This window comes from Cutibacterium sp. 37298 (genome assembly GCF_023838685.1).
Taxonomy (GTDB): domain Bacteria; phylum Actinomycetota; class Actinomycetes; order Propionibacteriales; family Propionibacteriaceae; genus Cutibacterium; species Cutibacterium acnes.
In genome coordinates this window covers 559,293-578,785 of the sequence record NZ_JAJNRJ010000001.1, presented here as the reverse complement: position 1 = coordinate 578,785, position 19,493 = coordinate 559,293, and the positions used below count along the sequence as shown (strand labels likewise).

Below are 19,493 nucleotides of genomic sequence, written 5' to 3'. Positions count from 1 at the left end.
ATGAGCACTCCTCTCATTACCCCGGAATTAGTATCTCTTGACGCCAACCTCGGCTCGACCAAAACCGAGGTCATCACCTCAGTCGCCGGACTCATTGCTGCCGCTGGACGCGCCGATGCTGACGGCCTCGCCCACGACACTCTGGACCGCGAGTCCAAAAGTCCGACTGGTATGCCCGGTGGGTTCGCCATCCCCCACTGCCGCTCAGCCGCGGTATCTCAGGTATCCCTGGGGTTCGCCCGGCTGTCGCCCGCTGTCGACTTCAATGGACCTGACGGCCCGGCCGACCTCATCTTTATGATCGCGGCCTCCGAAGACGGCGGCGCGGACCATATGAAACTTCTGACCAAGCTGGCTCGCGCCCTCGTCAATCCTGAGTTCGTCGAACAGTTGCGCCAGGCCCCCGACGCGCAAACCGTCGTCGACCTTATCGGTGGGGTCGTCGAGCCGAAGGAAGAAGCCTCGACCTCATCTGCAACGGCCCTCCCCGCTCCTGGGCACGCTGCGGTAACCAATACCGCCTCCGATACGCCCCGCATCGTCGCCATTACGGCCTGTCCCACCGGCATCGCCCACACCTACATGGCCGCCGACTACCTGAGGGCTGCTGGAAAGAAGCTGGGTGTTGACGTCAAGGTCGAGCCCCAAGGATCCACCGCCACCGAGCCTCTCAGCACCGCCGACATCGAGGGTGCTGACGCTGTCATTTTCGCCACCGACGTTGGCGTCAAGGGCCGGGAGCGCTTCGCAGGCAAGCCAGTCATTGAGTCCGGGGTGAAGCGGGCCGTCGACGAGCCTGAGAAGATGGTTTCGGAGGCCGTCGCCGCTTCCAAAGACCCACACGCCCATCGGGTCCCCGCTGGCCATGGCGAACAGCAGGAGCCCGAGCAGGCTGGATCTCACATTGGCTGGGGCAAGCGCATCCAGCAGGCCCTCATGACGGGCGTGTCCTACATGATTCCGTTCGTCGCCGCGGGTGGTCTGCTCATCGCCCTGGGATTCCTCTTCGGCGGGTATGAGATTGCCAAGGACGGCATGGATATTGCCTTGCACAACACCTTCAACAACTTGCCAACGCCAACCGCCCATGCTCTAGGTGGGTCAGCCACCATGACCTACATCGGCGCGGTCCTTTTCGCCGTCGGGCAAGCGGCTTTCGGCTTCTTGCTACCTGCCCTGGCTGGGTATATCGGCTTCGGCCTGGCAGACCGCCCCGGCATCGCCCCCGGTTTCGTAGCGGGTGCCGTCGCTGGGGTGACCGGAGCGGGATTCATCGGTGCCATCATCGGTGGTCTGCTCGGCGGTTTCGTCGCCTACTGGTTCACCCGTCTCAACCCGCCGCGCTGGCTGCGTGGCCTCATGCCGGTTGTCATCATCCCGCTCGTCGGGTCCCTAGTCGCCGGTGGGTTGATGTATGTCGTACTGGGACGTCCGCTGGCAGCCTTGACGAACGCCCTCAACAACTGGCTAGGCGGCATGAGCGGCGCCTCAGCCGTCATCCTCGGAATCGTCCTGGGACTCATGATGTGCTCTGACCTGGGCGGCCCCATCAACAAGGCGGCTTACCTCTTCGCGACAACGAACCTCGCGGTCACCAACGTCGGATCCCTCAAAGTGATGGCCGCCGTCATGGCTGCCGGGATGGTTCCCCCGCTGGCCATGGCGCTATCGACGACCCTGCGTCCGAAGCTCTACCAGCCTGCCGAGCGTGAAAACGGCACTGCTGCCTGGCTGCTGGGAGCCTCCTTCATCTCCGAGGGCGCCATCCCGTTCGCAGCTGCGGATCCGCTACGAGTGATTCCCTCGATGATGGTCGGAGGTGCAACCACCGGTGCCCTGTCAATGGCTCTGGGGGCCGCTTCTAAAGCTCCCCATGGCGGAATCTTCGTCTTCTTTGCCATTGATCGGGTCTGGGCTTTCATCCTGGCCATCGTCGTCGGCACCCTCGTGGCAGCCTTGCTCGTAACCGCTCTCAAAGCCTCAGCCCGGCGCAAGGCCGCGGCTGCCGCGTAAAATTTCCACACCACAACCCCGAAAGGAACACCATCGTGGCCAGCAAAACCGTTAAGGTCGGATCCTCTGTCGGACTCCACGCCCGCCCCGCCGCCGTCATCTCGCAGGAGGCTGCCAAGCTCAGTTCAACCGTCACCCTAGCTACCGAGGGAGGCGAGCCAATTGACGCCAAGTCCGTGCTGCTCATCATGACCCTCGGTGCCAGCGCAGGTGACCCAGTGACGGTCGCCGGCGATAACGAGGACGACGTCAACACCATTGCCGACCTGGTTGCCTCTAACCTCGACGCCTGAGCCAGCCTCCACGATGGGGCCGCTGTCATCGTGACTCGGCCCCACAGGCACCAATGTCGAACCTCAAAAAGTGGCCACCGATCCGGAGTCGACGCGGTAGTTCGATCCGTTAACGAACGAAGCCTTGTCCGAACATAGGAAAGCGATGACGGCAGCCACCTCCTCAGGCTCGCCGCGCCGCTTGAGCTCCATATAGGGGCGCTCCTGGTCAAGAAAGGACTCGATGGCCTCGTCAAAGCTAACGCCAAGCTCCTTGGACCGCTTATTCATCATGGCGTCAGTCATCGGGGTATGGATGAAGGCTGGAGAAACGGCGTTGACGAGGAGTCCCTCACGGGCATAGGTCCGCGACAAACCCTTAGCCAGAGCCAATACTCCGGCCTTGGCAGTGCAGTAGGGGATCTCGTCGTCGTAGGGCTGGACGCCATCCTCAGAGGCCAGCAGCACGACACGCCCCCAGCCACCCGTACGCAAGTCATCGAGGAACTCACGCAGCACCCGCACCGGGCCCATGAGGTCAATGTCAAGGGTGGAACGCCAGCCCTCCTCATCGATCTCGTGGAACTTACCCTGGGCCCCGGTCACGCCGGCCGACTGGACGAGGATGTCGATCGGACCGAGGGCGTCCTTCACGTGCTGGTGCAGCTTCGCCAGAGAGTCAGCGTCAGTGACGTCGGCCGGGAGGGCGACGAGACGGTCATCAGCGACGTCGAGAGCCTGCGCAGCGTGGGTGAGTTCGTCAGAGTCGAGGTCGGTGATGGCAACTTTGGCTCCCTCGGCGAGGAGGAGTTTCGCGGTGTGCCAGCCAATACCCGAATCAGCACCAGTGATGAGCGCAGTGCGTCCGTTGAGTCCAAGGTCCATGATTCCTCCTAGTAGTTAGCTGATGGCGGTCGAGAGGTCCTCAGGCGGATCGGCAAGCACTGTGACTGCCTCGTCGGTGCGTCCGGGAAGATTCCACAGCAGCACACCGACAGGCTTGCCATCGGACAGGTAGTAGACGACCTGCCCATCCCCGGCTTCCACTGATGTGGTCGCGAGGCTGGAGTCGAGGGTGCCGACTGCCTCCCAGCGCACCCCAAAGACTTGTGAGTACATCATCGGGGTATGGGTGTAGGAGTCTTTTGATCCCGCCATGATGCGGCCGGCCGCCTTGCCCATCGCGGTGGCATTGTCCACATGCTCGACGCGGGTGCGGCCCAACACCGGGTCCGGGTAGTTGGCGATGTCTCCGGCGGCCCAGATGGCCGGATCGTTGGTGCGCAACTGCTCATCAACGACGACCCCATCATTAACGGTAAGGCCCGCTTCCTCGGCCAGTTTGGTGACCGGGGATGCCCCCAAACCCGCAATAACATCGTCAGCCTGGAGGATAGTGCCGTCATCGAGGGTGACCTCGGCCGCTTCATGTTTGCGCACCGAACAGACGCGCTTCCCAGTGACGAGGTGCACCCCAGCATCGGCGAAAAGCTTCTGGTACTCAGACGCAATCTGGGCCGGGAATTGCGAACCACCCAGCGTCGGATCGGGGGTGACGAGGGTGACCTCGCAGCCCTGCTGGACGAGGCCCGCAGCAAGCTCGGCACCGATATATCCGCCGCCGACGACCACGAACTGGTGACCGGGCTGGGCCAGCGCACGCAGCTTCTGGTAGTCCCGAGCAGACCGAAAGTAGAGGACGGCATCGCCGTCATCGTCAATGCGCGACGGGGTGAGGCCGGTAACGAGCAACAACTTCTGGTAGCCGAATACCTGGCCGGAAGCGGTCAGGACGGTCTTGTCGTCACGGTCAATGCTGAGCACCTCAGTGCCGAGCCGCAATTCCGCGCCGGTGTCAGCGACAGTAGCAAGGTCGACCTGGTCCCAGGTGAACTCAGGGTCGGTCCACAGCTTCTTGCTCAGCGCTGGCCGAGGATACGGGGCGTCGACGTCAGCGCTGAGGATGGCGATCGACCCTTTCTTGTCGATGTCGCGGATACCGCGGGCGGCAGAATCAGCGGCCATCCCGCCACCGACAATGAGGTACTGGTACGTCGTCATATCTGCTCCCAGAATGGGGTTCATCGTCGAAACGATGCGTACACCGACCACGGTAACCTGCCGACCCTGCCTCTTCGAGGGTTCCAGCGAGCTTTTCGCACTAGGCCAAGCTTCGTATGGCATATCGGCACGCAACGGCATGTCTTGCCACGAGGGGTGGCACCACACCACGCGTAAACCCCCTGACAAGGCACGAGGCCCGCCCCAAACGGGACGGACCTCGCAATGGGTTGGGAGTGAGGTCAGGCGTCACCCTCCTCGGCAACGGAGTCGACATCCTTCATCTTCGCCTGGGTCCATGGGGCGATCACGAAGAGCACCACCGCTACAAGGATCGTCACGATACCTAGGCTGTAGTAGAACACCACGTCACCAAGGTTCTTGGTGCGCTCGATCGTCACCGAGGCGAGGCCCTGGCCACAGGCTGAGGCGAGCAGCCACAGGGTCATGTTCTGGGATGCGAACTTTTTCGGGGCTAGCTTGGTCGCGGTCGACAAACCGATCGGGTTCATGAACAGCTCAGCAACAGTCTGAATGACGAACACCACCGCCAGGAGCCACCACGGTGCGAGTCTGTTCCCACCTGGCCAACTCCGGAAACCGAATCCCATAATGAGGGCGGTTATACCAATGATGAACACCGAAATGGCGAACTTCTGCGGGGTATTGGGGAACTTCCCTTCTCTGCGCCGGAACCACATGCCTAGCAGGCCAGCCAGGATCAAGACTGCAGCCGGGTTAATGGTTTGGTACTGCTCAGGCTCCACCGACCACGACCCGACGATGTGGCCGTCGGTGTTGTCCTTAGCAAAGGTGGCCATCTTGCCGGCCGCCTGCTCGAAGATCATGGTGAACAGCACTTGGCCAACCCACAACGGCACAAATGCCCATAAATGGCCACGCTCACGATCAGAGACCTTCGGGGAGCGGAACATCGTCAAGAAGTAGCTCAGTGCCGTCACCGAGGCAAAGGCGAACAGAGCGTAGGCGATGGCCGAGGTCCACTCGCCCAGCAAGGCTTTGAAACCGATGGCAAGGACGGCACCGACGACGGCAATACCCAACGCGCGGAGCACCATCCGGCGACCCTCGCCGGGGGCCAGCGGATTGGGGATGTCGAAGGCGAACTCACGCAGTTTGGAACGACCATGGAAGAAGGCGATCAGCCCCAGAGCCATACCGATAGCAGCGGCAATGAAACCTACGTGGTAGCCGTAATGGTCCTTGAGGAGGCCGGTGACGATCGGCGCGAAGAGAGATCCAATATTGATCGACATGTAGAAGTACAGGAAACCTTGATCGCGGCGGGGGTCGCCGTCATCGTAGAGACCTCCTACCACCGTGGAGAGGTTCGGCTTAATAAAACCTGTGCCAATGGCGATGCAGATTAGGCCGATCCATGACGTCACCACCTGCGGAATCGCCAGGATGACGTGACCCGTCATGATGATGAGACCGCCGCACAGGGTGGACATCCACGGCCCGAGGATGCGGTCAGCGAAGATACCGCCAGGAATCGTCATCAACAACACTGCGGCGCCGTAGGAAGCCATAACAACCTGGCCGGCGTTGATCGGCAATCCCAGCCCGCCATGGGCCAAAGTGTCGGTGATGAAGTAGACGAGGATGGCGCGCATGCCATACCACGAGAACCGCTCCCACATTTCTACCTGGAGCATCCACGGCAAACCGCCGGGGTGGCCCAAGAATGACTTGTCGTCACGCGAGGGTCCTGTCACCAGATGCTTAGGCCGAAAACCTCGTGCTTTGGTGGCGGCGGCGACGCCTTCCGCGTCGACATCAAGCGGTTCGAGGGACATTTTCCCTTCCTTTCCGATGTTATGAGGCACCACGAGGTCCTCCAAGACAATGGTTCGGAACTCCCCCCAGGGGATGACCGACCTGTGCCTAGACAGTGGTGCCTGTGTTCATCGCATCGCGACAGCGTCGTCACAAGTGTGAATAATGACGAAGATAGGCTAGTACGAAAGTACTACTCGCGCGCGACCAAAAGTTATTTATTCTCAGGCGTACTTCTCCTCGCGGTAGCCTGAGTCACCCTCGACGTCCGCATCCCCGGTGGTCACTAACCGGCAGAGTGCCAAGGTGAAGATCCACCAGAACAGAGCTACTGGGAAGTTCTTGATGAGGTAGGTGTCCATGAGGAAAGCCGGCATTGTTGCGAGCACGCCCAAGGATAAAAGCGGATAGCCTCCGCGAATTCCCTTGACACACACCGCGATAACAGTTCCCAGGCAGACCAAAATCAGGGCCAGCCCGATCACACCAAGCTCACCGACAACCTGGACGATGAGGCTGTGGGCGTGTGGGAGGCTGTAACCATAAAGAGTTCGGCGCATCCCGTGGGATGATTCGGGCATAAAGGTGGACTCGACAGCGAACCACGGCCAGATTGTTCCGTATCCGGTTCCCACCAAGAAATGGCTCGGCGAATCCACAACAACACGTCCCGCCAATGCCCAGGTTCGCGCACGCGCCGGATCGACAAGAGACCCAGAACGGACCGTCGACACTAGCCATATGGCTACCCCTGCTGCCAAGAGTCCCAACATTGCGATGACGGTCCGCTGTTTCCGGCTGCGCGTCCGGTAAGAACGTCCGAAAAATACCAGCCCGATGACGAATAGTGCCAGGCTAATGGTTCCGGCGCGAGACCCGGATGCTGCCAAACAGGCAAGATGGCTGACAGCAGCCACGCTGGAGAGAATCCGGTGGCGGTGTCGTATCACGGCGTCCACAGCAACGGCCAGGGCCAGGATGAGAAGGACGTGACAGATGGCGGCCCCACCGAGTCTGGTGGCAACCCGCCATCCGGTGGTATTGCCTTCGACGTACTCACGAACAAGGTCAATTGGGTTAGCGATGGCCATCAGCATCGACAACCGCCACAGCGCGCCTTCAAGGTTCCCGACCGCGATCATCCGGCACGCGAAAATAGCCACGAGAAGGGTAACCGTCGCCTCCGCCAGAGGCATCACTAGGGCATATAGCGGAAGATCCCGGGTAACTCCCATGGAATCGTCGTAGATGAGATGTTCGTGAAACGGGATTGAGACCGCACCCCATACCAATAGCGCCACGAAACTGCACGTCACGATAATGAGGGAACGGGACCACTCGCGCGGCGACGGCACCCCTCGAACATCCCGCACGATGCACAACGCTTCGAGTACCAGTGCCGCTACAGCAAACAGCGGGAGCATCAACTGGCATGCGCCATTATCAAAGACAGGCTGGGCGACCGTTACGAAGGTGCAGGTGACGAAAAGACACGCGACGATGACCTCAGCTGCCCCGCTGAACCATTCGATGGGGGCAACCGAGCGCAATAATGTTACGGCCGAGGAGCCGTCTGGGGAATCATGGAGACGAAAGATGGGAGTCATCCTACCTGTGGGGCAGCTGGCCGCTCCGGGGCGCAGGGAAAATCGAGCAGAGATGTGAGAATCGGGCCGGACCTTAGCGGCCCGGCCCGACTACTGTTACGTCAGGAGATCTTGACGAACTCGCCGGTCGCGGCGGAGGTGATCATCGCCTCGCACACCTGGACGACCGTGGCGCCCTGGGTCATCGTCACGATGTCGGATTCCTTGCCCAGCACCGCGTCACGGAAGTTCTCATGCTCGGTGCGCAGTGGTTCGGGCTTCGGGATCGCGAATCTGGTCACGTCACCCTCGGCAACACCACGGAAGTTAGCGATATCGTCCCATACCGTCGCAACCTTGGCGTTGGAGTAGAAGGTGAGGTCGGCGGTCAGAGTGTCCGCGACGAACATACCCTTCTCGCCGGTCACGAAGGTGCGACGCTCCTTAGTCGGGGTCAGCCAGTTGACGAGGTGGTTACTCATGAGCCCGCCCGAGAGCTGGCAAGTCGCCGAGACCATATCCTCGTAATCGCGGCCAGCCTTGAACATGGTGCGAGCGGCGACCAACTCGAACTCACGCTGGGTAACCCACGCGGTGAGGTCAATGTCGTGGCTAGCGAGGTCCTTGACAACGCCGACGTCAGCGATACGGGCCGGGAATGGCCCCTGACGGCGGGTAGCCACCTGGTAGAGGTCACCGAGGTCGCCGTTCTCCAGACGCTTACGCAACGACTGCAAGGCCGGGTTGTATCGCTCGATATGGCCGACCGCGCCCACCAGACCCTTGCTCTCAAAGGCCTCAGCCAGACGAGTCGCAGCCGCAGTGTCGTAGGCCAGCGGCTTCTCGATGAGGGCGTGGACCCCCGCCTCAGCCAGCTTGAGACCGATCTCCTCGTGGAACTTCGTCGGGGCAGCGACGACACAGTAGTCGATACCAGTCTCGATGACCGCATCGACGTCGGGGAGAACGGGTAGGTCACCGGCGACTCCAAACGGGTCTTTGCCGGAGGCATCCGCGATCGCGACCAGATCGACGCCGTCGATGGCGCGCAGGTTGCGGACGTGGTTCTTGCCCATCGAACCGATGCCGACCATGCCGGCGCGCAGATTCGCCATCAGGCACCTGCTTTCGCGCAGGTATTGACAGCGGCAACGATGCGCTCACGGTCAGCCTGGGACAGCGAGGGATGGACCGGCAGTGAGACACACTCGGCGGCAACCTTCTCGGTGTTCGGCAGCTCCAGGCCCGGAGCGTAGGGGGCCAGCGACGGCAGCCGGTGGTTCGGAATCGGGTAGTAGACACCCGAGCCAACCTGGTGTTCCTCTTTGAGAGCGGTGACGAAACGGTCACGCTCCTCACCAGTAGCTCCCTCAAGACGAATCGTGTACTGGTGGTACACGTGCACATAACCCTCCGGCACGGCGGGGGTGATGGCCTCGGTGATGTTGGACGACAGGAACGCCGCGTTCTCCTGGCGGGTCTTGGTCCAGCCGGCCAGCTTGGTCAACTGCACCCGTCCGATGGAAGCGTGGATGTCAGTCATGCGGTTGTTGAGACCAACGTACTCGTTGGCGTAACGCTTCTCCATGCCCTGGTTGCGGAGCATGGCAGCCTTACGGGCGATCTCCGGGTCGGAGGTGGTGATCATGCCACCCTCGCCCGAGGTCATGTTCTTCGTCGGGTAGAAGGAGAAAGCTCCAAAGATGCCAAAAGTACCGACATGCTTGCCGTCGATGCTGGCAGCGTGGGCTTGGGCACAATCCTCGAAGATCTTGAGACCGTGCTTTGTGGCGATCGCGACGATTTCGGCCATGTTAGCCGGGAGACCATAGAGGTGCACCGGCATGATCGCGGCGGTCTTGTCGGTAATAGAGGCCTCGATGGAAGCCGGGTCGAGGGTAAACGTGACCGGGTCGACGTCAGCGAACACCGGCTTGGCGCCGGATAGGGCTACCGAGTTGCCGGTAGCGGCGAAAGTGAAGGAAGGGACGATGACCTCGTCGCCCTCACCGATGCCAGAGGCCAGCAGGCCAATGTGGAGGGCCGAGGTTCCCGAGTTGACGGCGACGCAGTGAACCCCGTCGACGACCTGGGAGGAGAACTCGTCCTCGAAGGCGTGGACCTGGGGGCCCTGGGCGACCATGCCGGAGGCAATAACCTCGTCGACGGCCTTACGCTCGTCATCGCCGAGGATCGGCTTAGCGGGAGGAATGAACTGGGCGGTCACGTGAAAGCTCCTAACTATTCGGACGGGAGGTCCGGTTTGTGGGCGCCGTAGCACCCACGAGGGGGTATTGGGGGACGACGGCCTTAGGCCTGCTCGCCCTCGCTAACCAGGGTCAGCGTATCGGTGGCAGGATCCTCGACGAACCGGTCTCCGGTACGCGAGTCGATCCACTTGTTCTCACCGTCGGGATCTAGCGGGAATCCGGACCGGCCCACCCACTTAATGCGACGGGCCGGGACGCCGGCCACCAAGGCATATGCCGGGACATCCTTGGTGACGACCGAGCCGGCAGCCACCGTGGCCCACTCACCAATAGTGACAGGCGCAATGCACACCGAACGGGCGCCAACAGAGCAGCCACGCTTGCAGGTCACACCCACCTGCTCCCAGTCGTCAGCAGATTTGAGGGAGCCGTCGGGGTTGATAGCCCGCGGGAAGTGGTCGTTGGTAAGCACCACTGCCGGTCCGATGAATACCCCGTCTTCCAGCTTCGCGGGCTCGTAAACCAACGCGTAATTCTGGATCTTGCAGTTGTCGCCAACGTGGACGCCCTCGCCGATGTAGGCACCGCGGCCCACGACGACGTTCTGCCCGAGGACGGCCTCGCTGCGAACTTGAGAAAGATGCCAGATCGACGAACCGTCGCCGATGGTCACACCGTCGTCCAAATCAGCGGTGTCGATGATCCGTGGTTCACCCATGTGGGACGCCTTTCATGCCGGTTACATCAAGGCCAGCTTACTCGTGCTAGCCCGACAGGCCCGTCGCCCCTGCACGGCGACGCCGAAAATCCGGCGTGGCGGCCCGCCTTCCAACCAATTTAACGCGCGGGTATCACCCGTCTGCTTAGCTGAGCTGTGTAGCATGCACTAACGTGAGCAGCCTTCCCTCTGAACCCACCGTCGCACAATCCGGGTCCTCCGCCATTGAGCGCGAGGCCACCACGGATTCCTCTAACCAGCCACCGCGCCCGCGCGACCCGAGACAGCCGATCGATCTACTCGGGTTCCTTAAGGGACTGGGGCACCACTGGCTCGCTGGCCTCATAACCTTCATTGTCGCCGCCGGGCTTCTCGTCGGCTATTCCCTCCTCATGGCACCCAAGAACACCGTCGGAACGGTCGCTGCCCATGCCCATGTGATGGTCACACTGCCCGAGCCACGCACCGAGGCCCAGGCCACTGTCGAGTCAGCTACCGTCGGCCAGATCATGAGCAACTACGTCGCTCTCACCACCCCGGACCCCATCGTCAACACCGCCGTGAAGTATCTCCATGACGGAACAACCGCAGACGACCTCAAGGCGGGCACCTCGGTGTATTGGGGCGGGGGCGGCACTGTCATTGCGGTCTACGCCATGGGAACCAACCAAAACCAGGCCATCGAGCGTGCCAACGCCTATGCCCACGCATTCGCCGAAAAGGCGAACGACCTGGTCCCTAGTTCTCTCGCTGGCCTCCCGCAGCCGAAGCTGACGATCATCCAGCCGGCCTTCCCATCGGACCCCAACCCGAACGCTCCAGCAACCAACAAGAACAGCACCAAGCTCTCCTCCCCGATGGTGGGAGTGGCCGCCGGCCTGATCCTCGGACTGGTCGTCATGGGCGTCCTGGAATACCGCTCCTCACGCCGCTCCCGTACTTCCCGCTGAACGTTCGGGTTGCGTCACCGCATCCCGGACCATACCTAGCGTCGGACGTCCGGCACCGTTTGCTGCGACAGTCTCTGCAGTGATGCAGCTAGCCGCAACAAGATAGAGCCAGGTCACGTGATACCGCAGGGTTGATGACGGAACGACGCCGAGCACAGGGAAAAGCATTACGACGGTGAGCCCGAAGGCCGCCCGCCAGTCGGCCACAGGTCGACGCGGCAAGAACCCACGGACCAGAATCCACAACCAACAGATAACGAAAAGGATCATCGCGATCGCTCCGTAGCGGAGGACGATCTCCAACAGCAGATTGTGCGGGTCCATGAGAACGTGTCCGTACAGAGCCGACGCCCGGGCTTGATACTCCGACAGCGAGCCGTATCCGAGGAGCAGGGCGGCTGGGCTAGACAACGTCATCGACAATGCGTTGGCCATGATAGTGCCACGCTCCGCTGTGGAGTGATCCTGGACGTACGGACTCATCCACAGCCCGGTACCCAGCACGATGACAAGCGCTCCACCCCAGACGAAGGCACGCACCCCCATAGCGGCTGTATGGAGACGGCGAACGTTGAGGACAAACAACAGCACGACGGCACAGATGCAGCCAAAGAGGGCGCCTCGCGACCCACCAATGAGGATCATTACCAGACACGTCGCCAGGACGAACAACCGTCCGAGACGAATCGCACCTCTCCGCGGGTTGAACCACAGCCGGGCGAGCACAGCCGTGAAAAGCATCGCCATCACGACGCCGTAATCGTTGTAGTTGGGGTAGGTTGCAGTAACAACCCATCGATTCTTTGACACCGCACCCAGCGTGTTGGCCCGCGGGTAGAGTAGTGGCAGCAGCTTGACACCGGTCACGATCTCTCCCATGCCAATAAGCCAGACGAGGATTGCACCCCAGTACAGGCCGCTAAGGACCTGACGAGCCGTCCTACCTGGCTCAGCTGACCGGAACACCACGAGGGTCACACCTATAACCGCGAGCATGATAAAGGCGCTGTTCCCGGTGTCAGCTAGGAGTCCGGGGTGGAAAAGTGCCACGGCCATCCCGGAAGCCACCATGCAGCACACCTCAACCGCAACGAGAGGGGTCACGCTGAGGCTGGAAGCAAACCGTGTCTGCACCGCCAGGATGACCCACGGCACGATCAGAAAGAGGAGGAATCCCATGGGCAGCCGCATTACCAGCACGGCAGCGACCGCGCCCAGCCACACCCCTGACGTGGCCCGGCTCGCCATCCCCTGACGGTCTAACGGCCGTGCTGCCGTTCGTTCGGCGACGCTCATCGTTGATCCACCGCAGCCAGGGCCGCAACCAGCTCCTCCACTCGGGCTGCCCAGGTGTGCTGGTCCCGTGCGGCCATGACCCGGTCGCGAGCTGCATCAACCCGCTCCGGATGTTGGGTGAGCTGTTCCAGGAGGGCCGCGAACTCGACCACGGAAGCCTTCACCGTCCACCCCAGTTCGTCGCGCGTCACGACATCCCCGACGAAGGTGTCCTCGGTGGCAATGATCGGTTTCCCGTTGCCGATGTACTCGAAAAGTTTAAGCGGAGCCGCAAAGTCTCGGTACTCATGCGGAGCCATCGCCAGGACGGCTACATTGGCCGCCGCGAAGTAGGGCTCCAACTCCTTCTTGCCGTTAGCATGGACAACCTTGGTGTTGTTCCCTATAAGGTGCTCGTAGTCCTTGTGCGCCTGTTCCCATTCCTTAGGCCGAGTGCAGATCGTCAGGGATGCCTCGGGGACACTGGCGACTGCCTCGCAGAAGGCACGCAGGTCGTAAAGGGACCCCAGTCCACCGACGTAGAACATCGACAGTGGCGATGACGGGGTGGCCGTCGGGGTCTCGTCAATGTCGTGGCCGGGGGGCAAGGCAACCTTGTTCACTCGACCACCGACGTCAACCCACTCCCCCATACGCAGTGAAGGTAGGAAAAGGACGTCGAGGCACTGCCGATAAGCGAACAAGTCGTAGCGGTACATCGCCTGCGCCACGAGCTGTTTGGCCTTCGGGACTCCCTCACCGTAGAGCGGGAACTTCCAGTAGACGTCCCGATAGAACAGACCCACCGGAATGCCGTGCCGACGCAGGCGAGTTAAGAAGGCGAAGTCCTCCAAAGGGTGGGTAGGCAGGTGATGGGACTCGGTAAGAGTCGTGGGCATCGTCGAGGACTCCGAATAGCAAAACTCGAATCGGGTGCCAGCACGGATGGCGTTCATGACCACCTGCATTAGGCGGCGCCGTTGATGGGCGTCACCAGCGACCACCCACACTTCGCCCCACTGCGTTAAGGCTTTGAACATCGCCACAGCGCGCTTCTGCCCACCGAAAGTCGTGTTCGGGTCCAGTGGGTAGGGGACGTGGTAGATGCAGCGTCGGACCTCGCGATCAGCGCCGGTCTGTGGCATGGGTTGTCCTCCGATCCGCCGAACAATTCACCACAACGGTACCCGAGGTCTAGGACTGCATCAGACCTGTAACAGCACAAGACACCATGTCGAGACGGCAACACACACGCAATACCCGACCACTGTGGCAATCACGTTCGGGAACCGTCGCATAGAGATCTTGGATGGCACGGGCTCCCTGCACCAACCGTATTGCCACACGTAGTCGACCTGGCGACCACCCCACGCCCCGCGAGGATGACGACCCTGGCACGTTAGGATCACCACATGGCACATCGAGAGTCGACGTTGATCCTCCTGACGAACACCTACCCGCTGTCACGCGGGGAGGAGTTCCTCGAAAATGAGATCGACCATGTGGGGCGCGCCTTCGACCGGGTGGTGATCATCCCGATCCAGGCTGGCCCCGCCGATGTGCAGACACGAGCCATCCCGAGCAACGCTCAGGTCATGCACATTGCCCGGTCTTCACCCCGGGGCCTCGACCGCGCCCTCGTCGCCGTGAAGGGACTAGTTCGGCTGCCACCCAGCGGAGTGGACTGGGCAGCGACACGACGACAGCCCCGCCTACTCGTCTCCGACGCTCACTTCGAGGGTCGCGCCCAAACAGCCCTCAACGGCATCCTTGCCAAACTCCCGAGCCTCAGGCTGACCCCGGAATCCCATGTCACGATCTATTCCTTCTGGCTGCACATCACGGCCCGCACCGCAACCCTGCTAGCCGACCAGCTACGCGCCCAGGGGGTCACCATGGACCGTGTGATATCCCGAGCCCACGGCTACGACCTGTATCCCAGTGCCTCCCCGCGCCATCACATCCCAGAACGTCGCCTTCTCCTGCAGTCTCTTGACGGGATCTGCCCGGTCTCCGAGCAGGGGACTCGGGAACTGCGAACAACGTGGCCCCAGTACGCCGGGAAGATACACACTCGTTACCTGGGCACTTCCGACCCCGGCCCGACGGCCCACTGCCGACGTGACCCATTCACCATCGTCAGCTGTGCCCATCTTGTTCCAGTCAAGAGAATGATCCGGATGGCCGCCATCCTCGCCAGGGTGCGAGCCAACGGCATCGACGCGCACTGGACTCATCTGGGTGACGGCCCACAGATGGACACTCTGCGCGAGGAGGTCGCCGTTCACCGCGTCACGGATGCTGTCACCCTGCTCGGTCACGTCGACAACACCCAGGTCATGGCGACCCAGCGTGATCTCAAACCGTCAGTATTCGTCAACCTCTCCTCCTCGGAAGGACTTCCTGTATCAATGATGGAGGTTGCTTCCCTCGGTATCCCCATTATCGCGACTGGCGTCGGCGGAGTAGGAGAAATCGTCTCGTCTGACAACGGGCATCTATTGCCTGCCGAGTTCACCGACGCCCAGGCATCTGACGCGTTAGTGCAGCTGGCACGTCTGTCTGAGGACGAGTACCAGCATGTGTGCCAGGCCTCCCGCCAGGTGTGGGAAGCAAAGTTCCGCGCCTCTGTCGTCTACCCCGAGTTCTGTCGCGAGGTGCTGGGCGGACGCTGATCAGTCCACGCCACGCTCGACAGGGTGACCACCCACCACCACATACTCACGCCGAAGTTTTTGACCAAGTAGGTATCAACGAGGAAAGCTGGCAACGTGGCGACGACCGCCCAGCGCAGCACGACCCCCGCAGGAGAGCCAGTACCGTCAAACAGACGGCGAACCAACTCCACCACAGGGCCTAGTAGAACGGGCAGGAGCAGAACAAAGCCCAGTAAACCGAGCTCCACGAGGACCGCTAACACAGTGGAGTGTGCGCTGCTGAGGGTGGGTCCCCACTGCGTCGTCATTAACTCGCGCCACGGCTCCTGCCGGGCATGACAGTCGTACAAATACCACGGCCACAAACGCCCCGATCCGAGCCCGAAGAAAACATGGTTAAGGTCGCTCGACCACACCTGTATTCCGGTGCGCAGCGTGCGGGACCTCATCGGATCAGACGGGTTCAGCATGCGTCGAAGCCCAGGAACCACAATCACCATACCGATGACGACTACAGCCAGTGCTACGAGCCCTCCCCAGACCATTCGTCTATGACCCGCCCGTCTCACTACCCGGGAGCGGCGCCACATCACCGAACCGATCGCGCATCCGAGCACGAACAGGGTCGCACAAGCCAGCCCGGCTCGCGAACCCGTCAGTATGACGGCGACAAGCGCGCCAGTAGCCAGTATCCCGCTGACGACGCGCCGGCAACCGGCCACCGCAGCCGCCACCAACACACCACAAGCCAGCAATAAGGCGACGTGGAGCACCGCAGAACCACCCATACCGGTCGCGAGTCGAGTGGATCCGTGCACCTTCATGGCGCGAGGCCACTGGAGATAAGACGCGCACGTCATGGCCGCAGCAGGCCACCACAATCGTTCGATCACCATCCGTCCAGATGACCTGATCGTCAGCCCCGCGGCCACCGACAGGCCGGCGAGCAGAGTCGCAACCGCAGTGACGGGAGCCATCACTAACAAGAGCCTGGCCACCGGCTCCGGTCCGAGATTAGGCAGCGGGCAGAAAGTCGCCGAGACGATAGCCCAGACCATGAAACCCAAGGCTCCGCCGAGCATCCACCGTCCGGCCCGTCCAAGGTCATGACGACGCAGCCACAACGCCGATCCACAAGCCAGGATGATCAGCACATCAACAATGAGATAGCTACTGACGATCCACGGCGGCGAGGTGAGTCCATGCCGAAAATCAGCGAAGGTCTCAACGACCACGAGTGCCACTAACCCCCAAGATGTCAGCGAACCGATGGCCTGCTGGTAGCGTCCCGGCCCGATGAAGGCCGTACGACTCAACTAGCCCACCCCCCGGTAAAGAATCGCCAACCCCACCACACCATGACAGCAAGATCAATGGCGATGACGATGCCCATGATCCCCCGCCACAGCAGCACCAGACCGGGCGGCTTAGACGGACCACGAGTGACCTCAGCAAGGGCGACAAAGAGCGGGAACCACAACAAGGTGGCGCGGTTGACGCTCATGTACCAGTAACCGATCGAAAAGGCCACCACCTGGATGCCCACCCAGGACGCCGAAGCCCAACGTCGTCGGATAAGGCAGTAGACAAACACCAGGACACCCAGCGCCACCGAAACCAATTCAAGCCGAAATACGATGGCCACACCGCTAGCTCCAGCGCCGTAGAGGGACCGCCAGGTGTCGGCGTGAGTGGCGGGCAAAGTATGCCGCAAAGTCTCCGCCGGGGTCGTAAAACCGCGTCTCCACCCATTCGTCTGGGCCTGGGACCACGCAGTCCACGACCCTGTCAGCCGGTGTAGCCACACCACGAAAGCCACCAGCACCGCAGTGGGCACCAGCAGCGTGGACAATCGGTTGACGACATCTATGAGGCGGCGACGTCGGGCAGCCTGGCTCATCGGACGGCCCTCATCCCCATCGCCAAGGACTGCCAAGACTGCCAGCGCCCCTATCAGGAAGAGGCCAGAAACTCGGAACGTGCATGCCAGACCAGCGAGGAGGGCTGCCGCCCACCAGCGCCCAGCACGAGCACGCTCCCAAGCCCAGAAGGCAGCAGCGCAGAAAGGTGCCTCGGTGTATCCGACCATGGTAAACACGGTTGCCGGGGCAATAAGCCACAGACAGGCGGGAAGCATCCCACCAATCCGGAAGAGAGCCCATGCGGCTAAGGCCGAACCGATCAGACCGAGGAGTACCCCGGTAACTTCCATAGGAATACCAAGGAAGCTGCCACCTTTCAGCAATGCCGGAAGTCCGGGAAAGAACGCCATCTCGAGAGGATCGGCGTACCCATTGCGCGCGATCGACATGTAGTGCTGCACGTCCCAATTCCCCGTCACCTGGGAAAAGGTGCGGTGATACCCGGTCATGACAACCACAGCGACGACTAGCAAGATCGCACGGCTCCCCAACCAGGTCTGGGTCACCAGGCGTCCGTCAGCTGTGGGAGCAAATCGCCTAGCTGTCGCGCGTCCGGTACGCGTCATCGGGCAACCTCCGCGCTGGAATCCTCAACAGGTTCAGGAGCCGGATCTGGGGCGTGATCGAGGACGCCGCCGGTGGGATCGTCGGCATACCCCACCCTGACGACGTCGTTCCAAGGTCGTCGGATGTCATCCAGGACACCCCACGCGAACCATATCTCGCAGGCCAGACGTAGCACTATCGACGCCCAGTACACGACGTCAGCGTCAGAACCACCAGGCAGAGAAAGCCCACCCAAATGAGCCCACACAGCCAAGGAGTAGAAGCACTCACCCACCATGAGCACAGCCCAATCCCGCAGGTCAGGACGGGCCAAAGCAGCAAGAGGGACCAGAAAGAGTATCCACTGCGGCGAATACACCTTATTAGTGATGAACAAGATCAACAGGGCCACGCAGGCCACCTGGGCGATGCGCGGACGCCTCGGCACCGTCATCAACAGCCACGCCAAGCCAAGCAGACCGCCAACCGTCAAGGTGCCCGTAATCCAGCCAATTCCCGGAATTATGCCGCCAGAAGAGTCCTGAATGACATACCAAATCGTTCCCAGGCCAGTACCCGACCAGAAAGTCGAACGCAGATAGGCCCACCAGGTGTGCAAGCCCAAACAGGCCGCGATGACGTGGCACACCACCAGCACCAGGGATCCCGCCAGGAGGTACCGTCCCAACTCCGGCAACCGCGTCGCACGCAAACAGCACACCAAGACGGCAAAAGCCACCACGGCCGCCTGGAGACTCCCCGCGCAGGCCAGGCCCATCAGGATCCCGGACAACCACGGGCGACGACGAGCCCAGGCCAGCATGGACGTCGTCGCTAAGGCAACCGGAACCATGGAAAAGTCGATGAGACCGGCGAGGTACACCGCCGGGCACAGCACCACCCAGAAAACATCCCAAGATCGCCTCCGTGCCTGGGTCGGGCGGCCCTTATCACCGACCGGAAGATTGGTGTCCGATCCGCGCCCCAGCAGCATGACGGAGATCGCGATGGCCAGAAAGGCGACAAAGAGCACGATCTGGGCCACTCCCCAGTAGGCATTGGCGGCGTCCAGAACTTGCTGATCCGTGGCCTTCGGGGAGACCTCTGTACCGAAAGCCCACACGACTCGACGACAAAATGCCATGAGAACGGTTACAAGGGGGGTCTGGGCAATATCAGGGTTCGCGAACAACGACCCGCCATGACCCATCCCTGACGACCGATACAGCGTCGGGATATCCGAGTAGCACTGCCGCTGATATGGATCGACGACCTTAGCTACATTGTGCTGCACACACGGGGTAACGCGATAGATCGTCAATAACCAGATGACGATGGCACTCATGATGGCCCAGGGGCCCGGATCAAAGAAGACGCCGCGCGGCCAGGCATGGCGGCCCATACGCCCGCCGATGCGACGGTCCAGTCCCAGTTGAGACACACGGGACCCGCGCGGAACGTCAAGGCCACGGCGAGCCGTGTA

At 61.7% G+C, this 19,493-nt stretch carries 16 protein-coding genes; 4 read left to right on the top strand and 12 right to left on the bottom strand.

Going from position 1 to position 19,493, the window contains the following annotated elements:
- Positions 1–2,013 (top strand): fructose-specific PTS transporter subunit EIIC, encoded by a 2,013-nt coding sequence (locus LRP59_RS02720; RefSeq protein WP_002512858.1) that lies wholly within the window; start codon positions 1–3, stop codon positions 2,011–2,013.
- A 35-nt stretch (positions 2,014–2,048) separates the two neighbouring features.
- On the top strand, positions 2,049–2,306 hold the full coding sequence (locus LRP59_RS02715; RefSeq protein WP_002512857.1) for an HPr family phosphocarrier protein: 258 nt from the start codon (positions 2,049–2,051) through the stop codon (positions 2,304–2,306).
- Positions 2,307–2,369: 63 nt separating this feature from the next.
- Here the strand turns inward: LRP59_RS02715 and LRP59_RS02710 are convergent, their stop codons facing one another.
- The 7 genes from LRP59_RS02710 to LRP59_RS02680 all read right to left on the bottom strand — a co-directional run bounded on the left by LRP59_RS02710 (position 2,370) and on the right by LRP59_RS02680 (position 10,660).
- Entirely contained in the window at positions 2,370–3,170 is an 801-nt protein-coding gene (locus LRP59_RS02710) for an SDR family NAD(P)-dependent oxidoreductase (RefSeq protein ID WP_002512856.1), read from the bottom strand.
- Between the two features lie 15 nt (positions 3,171–3,185).
- Entirely contained in the window at positions 3,186–4,487 is a 1,302-nt protein-coding gene (locus tag LRP59_RS02705; RefSeq protein WP_002531610.1) for an NAD(P)/FAD-dependent oxidoreductase, read from the bottom strand.
- A 101-nt stretch (positions 4,488–4,588) separates the two neighbouring features.
- A complete protein-coding gene (locus LRP59_RS02700; RefSeq protein ID WP_002521009.1) occupies positions 4,589–6,211 on the bottom strand; it encodes a peptide MFS transporter in 1,623 nt (540 codons plus the stop codon).
- Between the two features lie 159 nt (positions 6,212–6,370).
- Positions 6,371–7,753: an O-antigen ligase gene (locus LRP59_RS02695; RefSeq protein WP_002512853.1), complete on the bottom strand. Its 1,383-nt coding sequence runs from the start codon at positions 7,751–7,753 to the stop codon at positions 6,371–6,373.
- A gap of 101 nt (positions 7,754–7,854) precedes the next feature.
- Entirely contained in the window at positions 7,855–8,847 is a 993-nt protein-coding gene (locus tag LRP59_RS02690; RefSeq protein ID WP_002512852.1) for a Gfo/Idh/MocA family protein, read from the bottom strand.
- The gene (locus tag LRP59_RS02685) at positions 8,847–9,959 is read right to left on the bottom strand and encodes a DegT/DnrJ/EryC1/StrS aminotransferase family protein (RefSeq protein WP_002512851.1); all 1,113 of its coding nucleotides are present in this window, start codon (positions 9,957–9,959) and stop codon (positions 8,847–8,849) included. Before LRP59_RS02685 ends, LRP59_RS02690 begins: the two co-directional genes overlap by 1 nt.
- A gap of 83 nt (positions 9,960–10,042) precedes the next feature.
- Positions 10,043–10,660, bottom strand: a complete 618-nt coding sequence (locus tag LRP59_RS02680) for an acyltransferase (RefSeq protein ID WP_002512850.1) — start codon at positions 10,658–10,660, stop codon at positions 10,043–10,045.
- Positions 10,661–10,833: 173 nt separating this feature from the next.
- On the opposite strand from LRP59_RS02680, the gene LRP59_RS02675 reads away from it, so the two are divergent.
- Positions 10,834–11,610, top strand: a complete 777-nt coding sequence (locus tag LRP59_RS02675) for a chain-length determining protein (RefSeq protein WP_252236814.1) — start codon at positions 10,834–10,836, stop codon at positions 11,608–11,610.
- Here the strand turns inward: LRP59_RS02675 and LRP59_RS02670 are convergent.
- Together LRP59_RS02670 and LRP59_RS02665 are read right to left on the bottom strand one after the other, a co-directional pair.
- Positions 11,584–12,906 (bottom strand): O-antigen ligase, encoded by a 1,323-nt coding sequence (locus tag LRP59_RS02670; protein ID WP_002512848.1) that lies wholly within the window; start codon positions 12,904–12,906, stop codon positions 11,584–11,586. The two genes, LRP59_RS02675 and LRP59_RS02670, sit on opposite strands and share 27 nt — an antisense overlap.
- A complete protein-coding gene (locus LRP59_RS02665; RefSeq protein WP_002533218.1) occupies positions 12,903–14,030 on the bottom strand; it encodes a glycosyltransferase in 1,128 nt (375 codons plus the stop codon). Before LRP59_RS02665 ends, LRP59_RS02670 begins: the two co-directional genes overlap by 4 nt.
- Before the next feature lie 267 nt (positions 14,031–14,297).
- On the opposite strand from LRP59_RS02665, the gene LRP59_RS02660 reads away from it, so the two are divergent.
- Positions 14,298–15,560: a glycosyltransferase gene (locus tag LRP59_RS02660; RefSeq protein WP_002512845.1), complete on the top strand. Its 1,263-nt coding sequence runs from the start codon at positions 14,298–14,300 to the stop codon at positions 15,558–15,560.
- Here LRP59_RS02660 and LRP59_RS02655 read toward each other — a convergent pair.
- From LRP59_RS02655 to LRP59_RS02645, 3 genes are read right to left on the bottom strand one after another with little or no spacing between them, the layout of a single operon-like run.
- Entirely contained in the window at positions 15,521–16,858 is a 1,338-nt protein-coding gene (locus tag LRP59_RS02655) for an O-antigen ligase family protein (protein WP_002512844.1), read from the bottom strand. The two genes, LRP59_RS02660 and LRP59_RS02655, sit on opposite strands and share 40 nt — an antisense overlap.
- Complete coding sequence (locus tag LRP59_RS02650; RefSeq protein WP_148378457.1) at positions 16,855–18,030, bottom strand: hypothetical protein; 1,176 nt, start codon at positions 18,028–18,030, stop codon at positions 16,855–16,857. Before LRP59_RS02650 ends, LRP59_RS02655 begins: the two co-directional genes overlap by 4 nt.
- Positions 18,027–19,412 (bottom strand): DUF2029 domain-containing protein, encoded by a 1,386-nt coding sequence (locus LRP59_RS02645; RefSeq protein ID WP_002521005.1) that lies wholly within the window; start codon positions 19,410–19,412, stop codon positions 18,027–18,029. The genes LRP59_RS02650 and LRP59_RS02645 overlap by 4 nt, the downstream gene beginning before the upstream one ends.
- Positions 19,413–19,493: the final 81 nt, after the last annotated feature.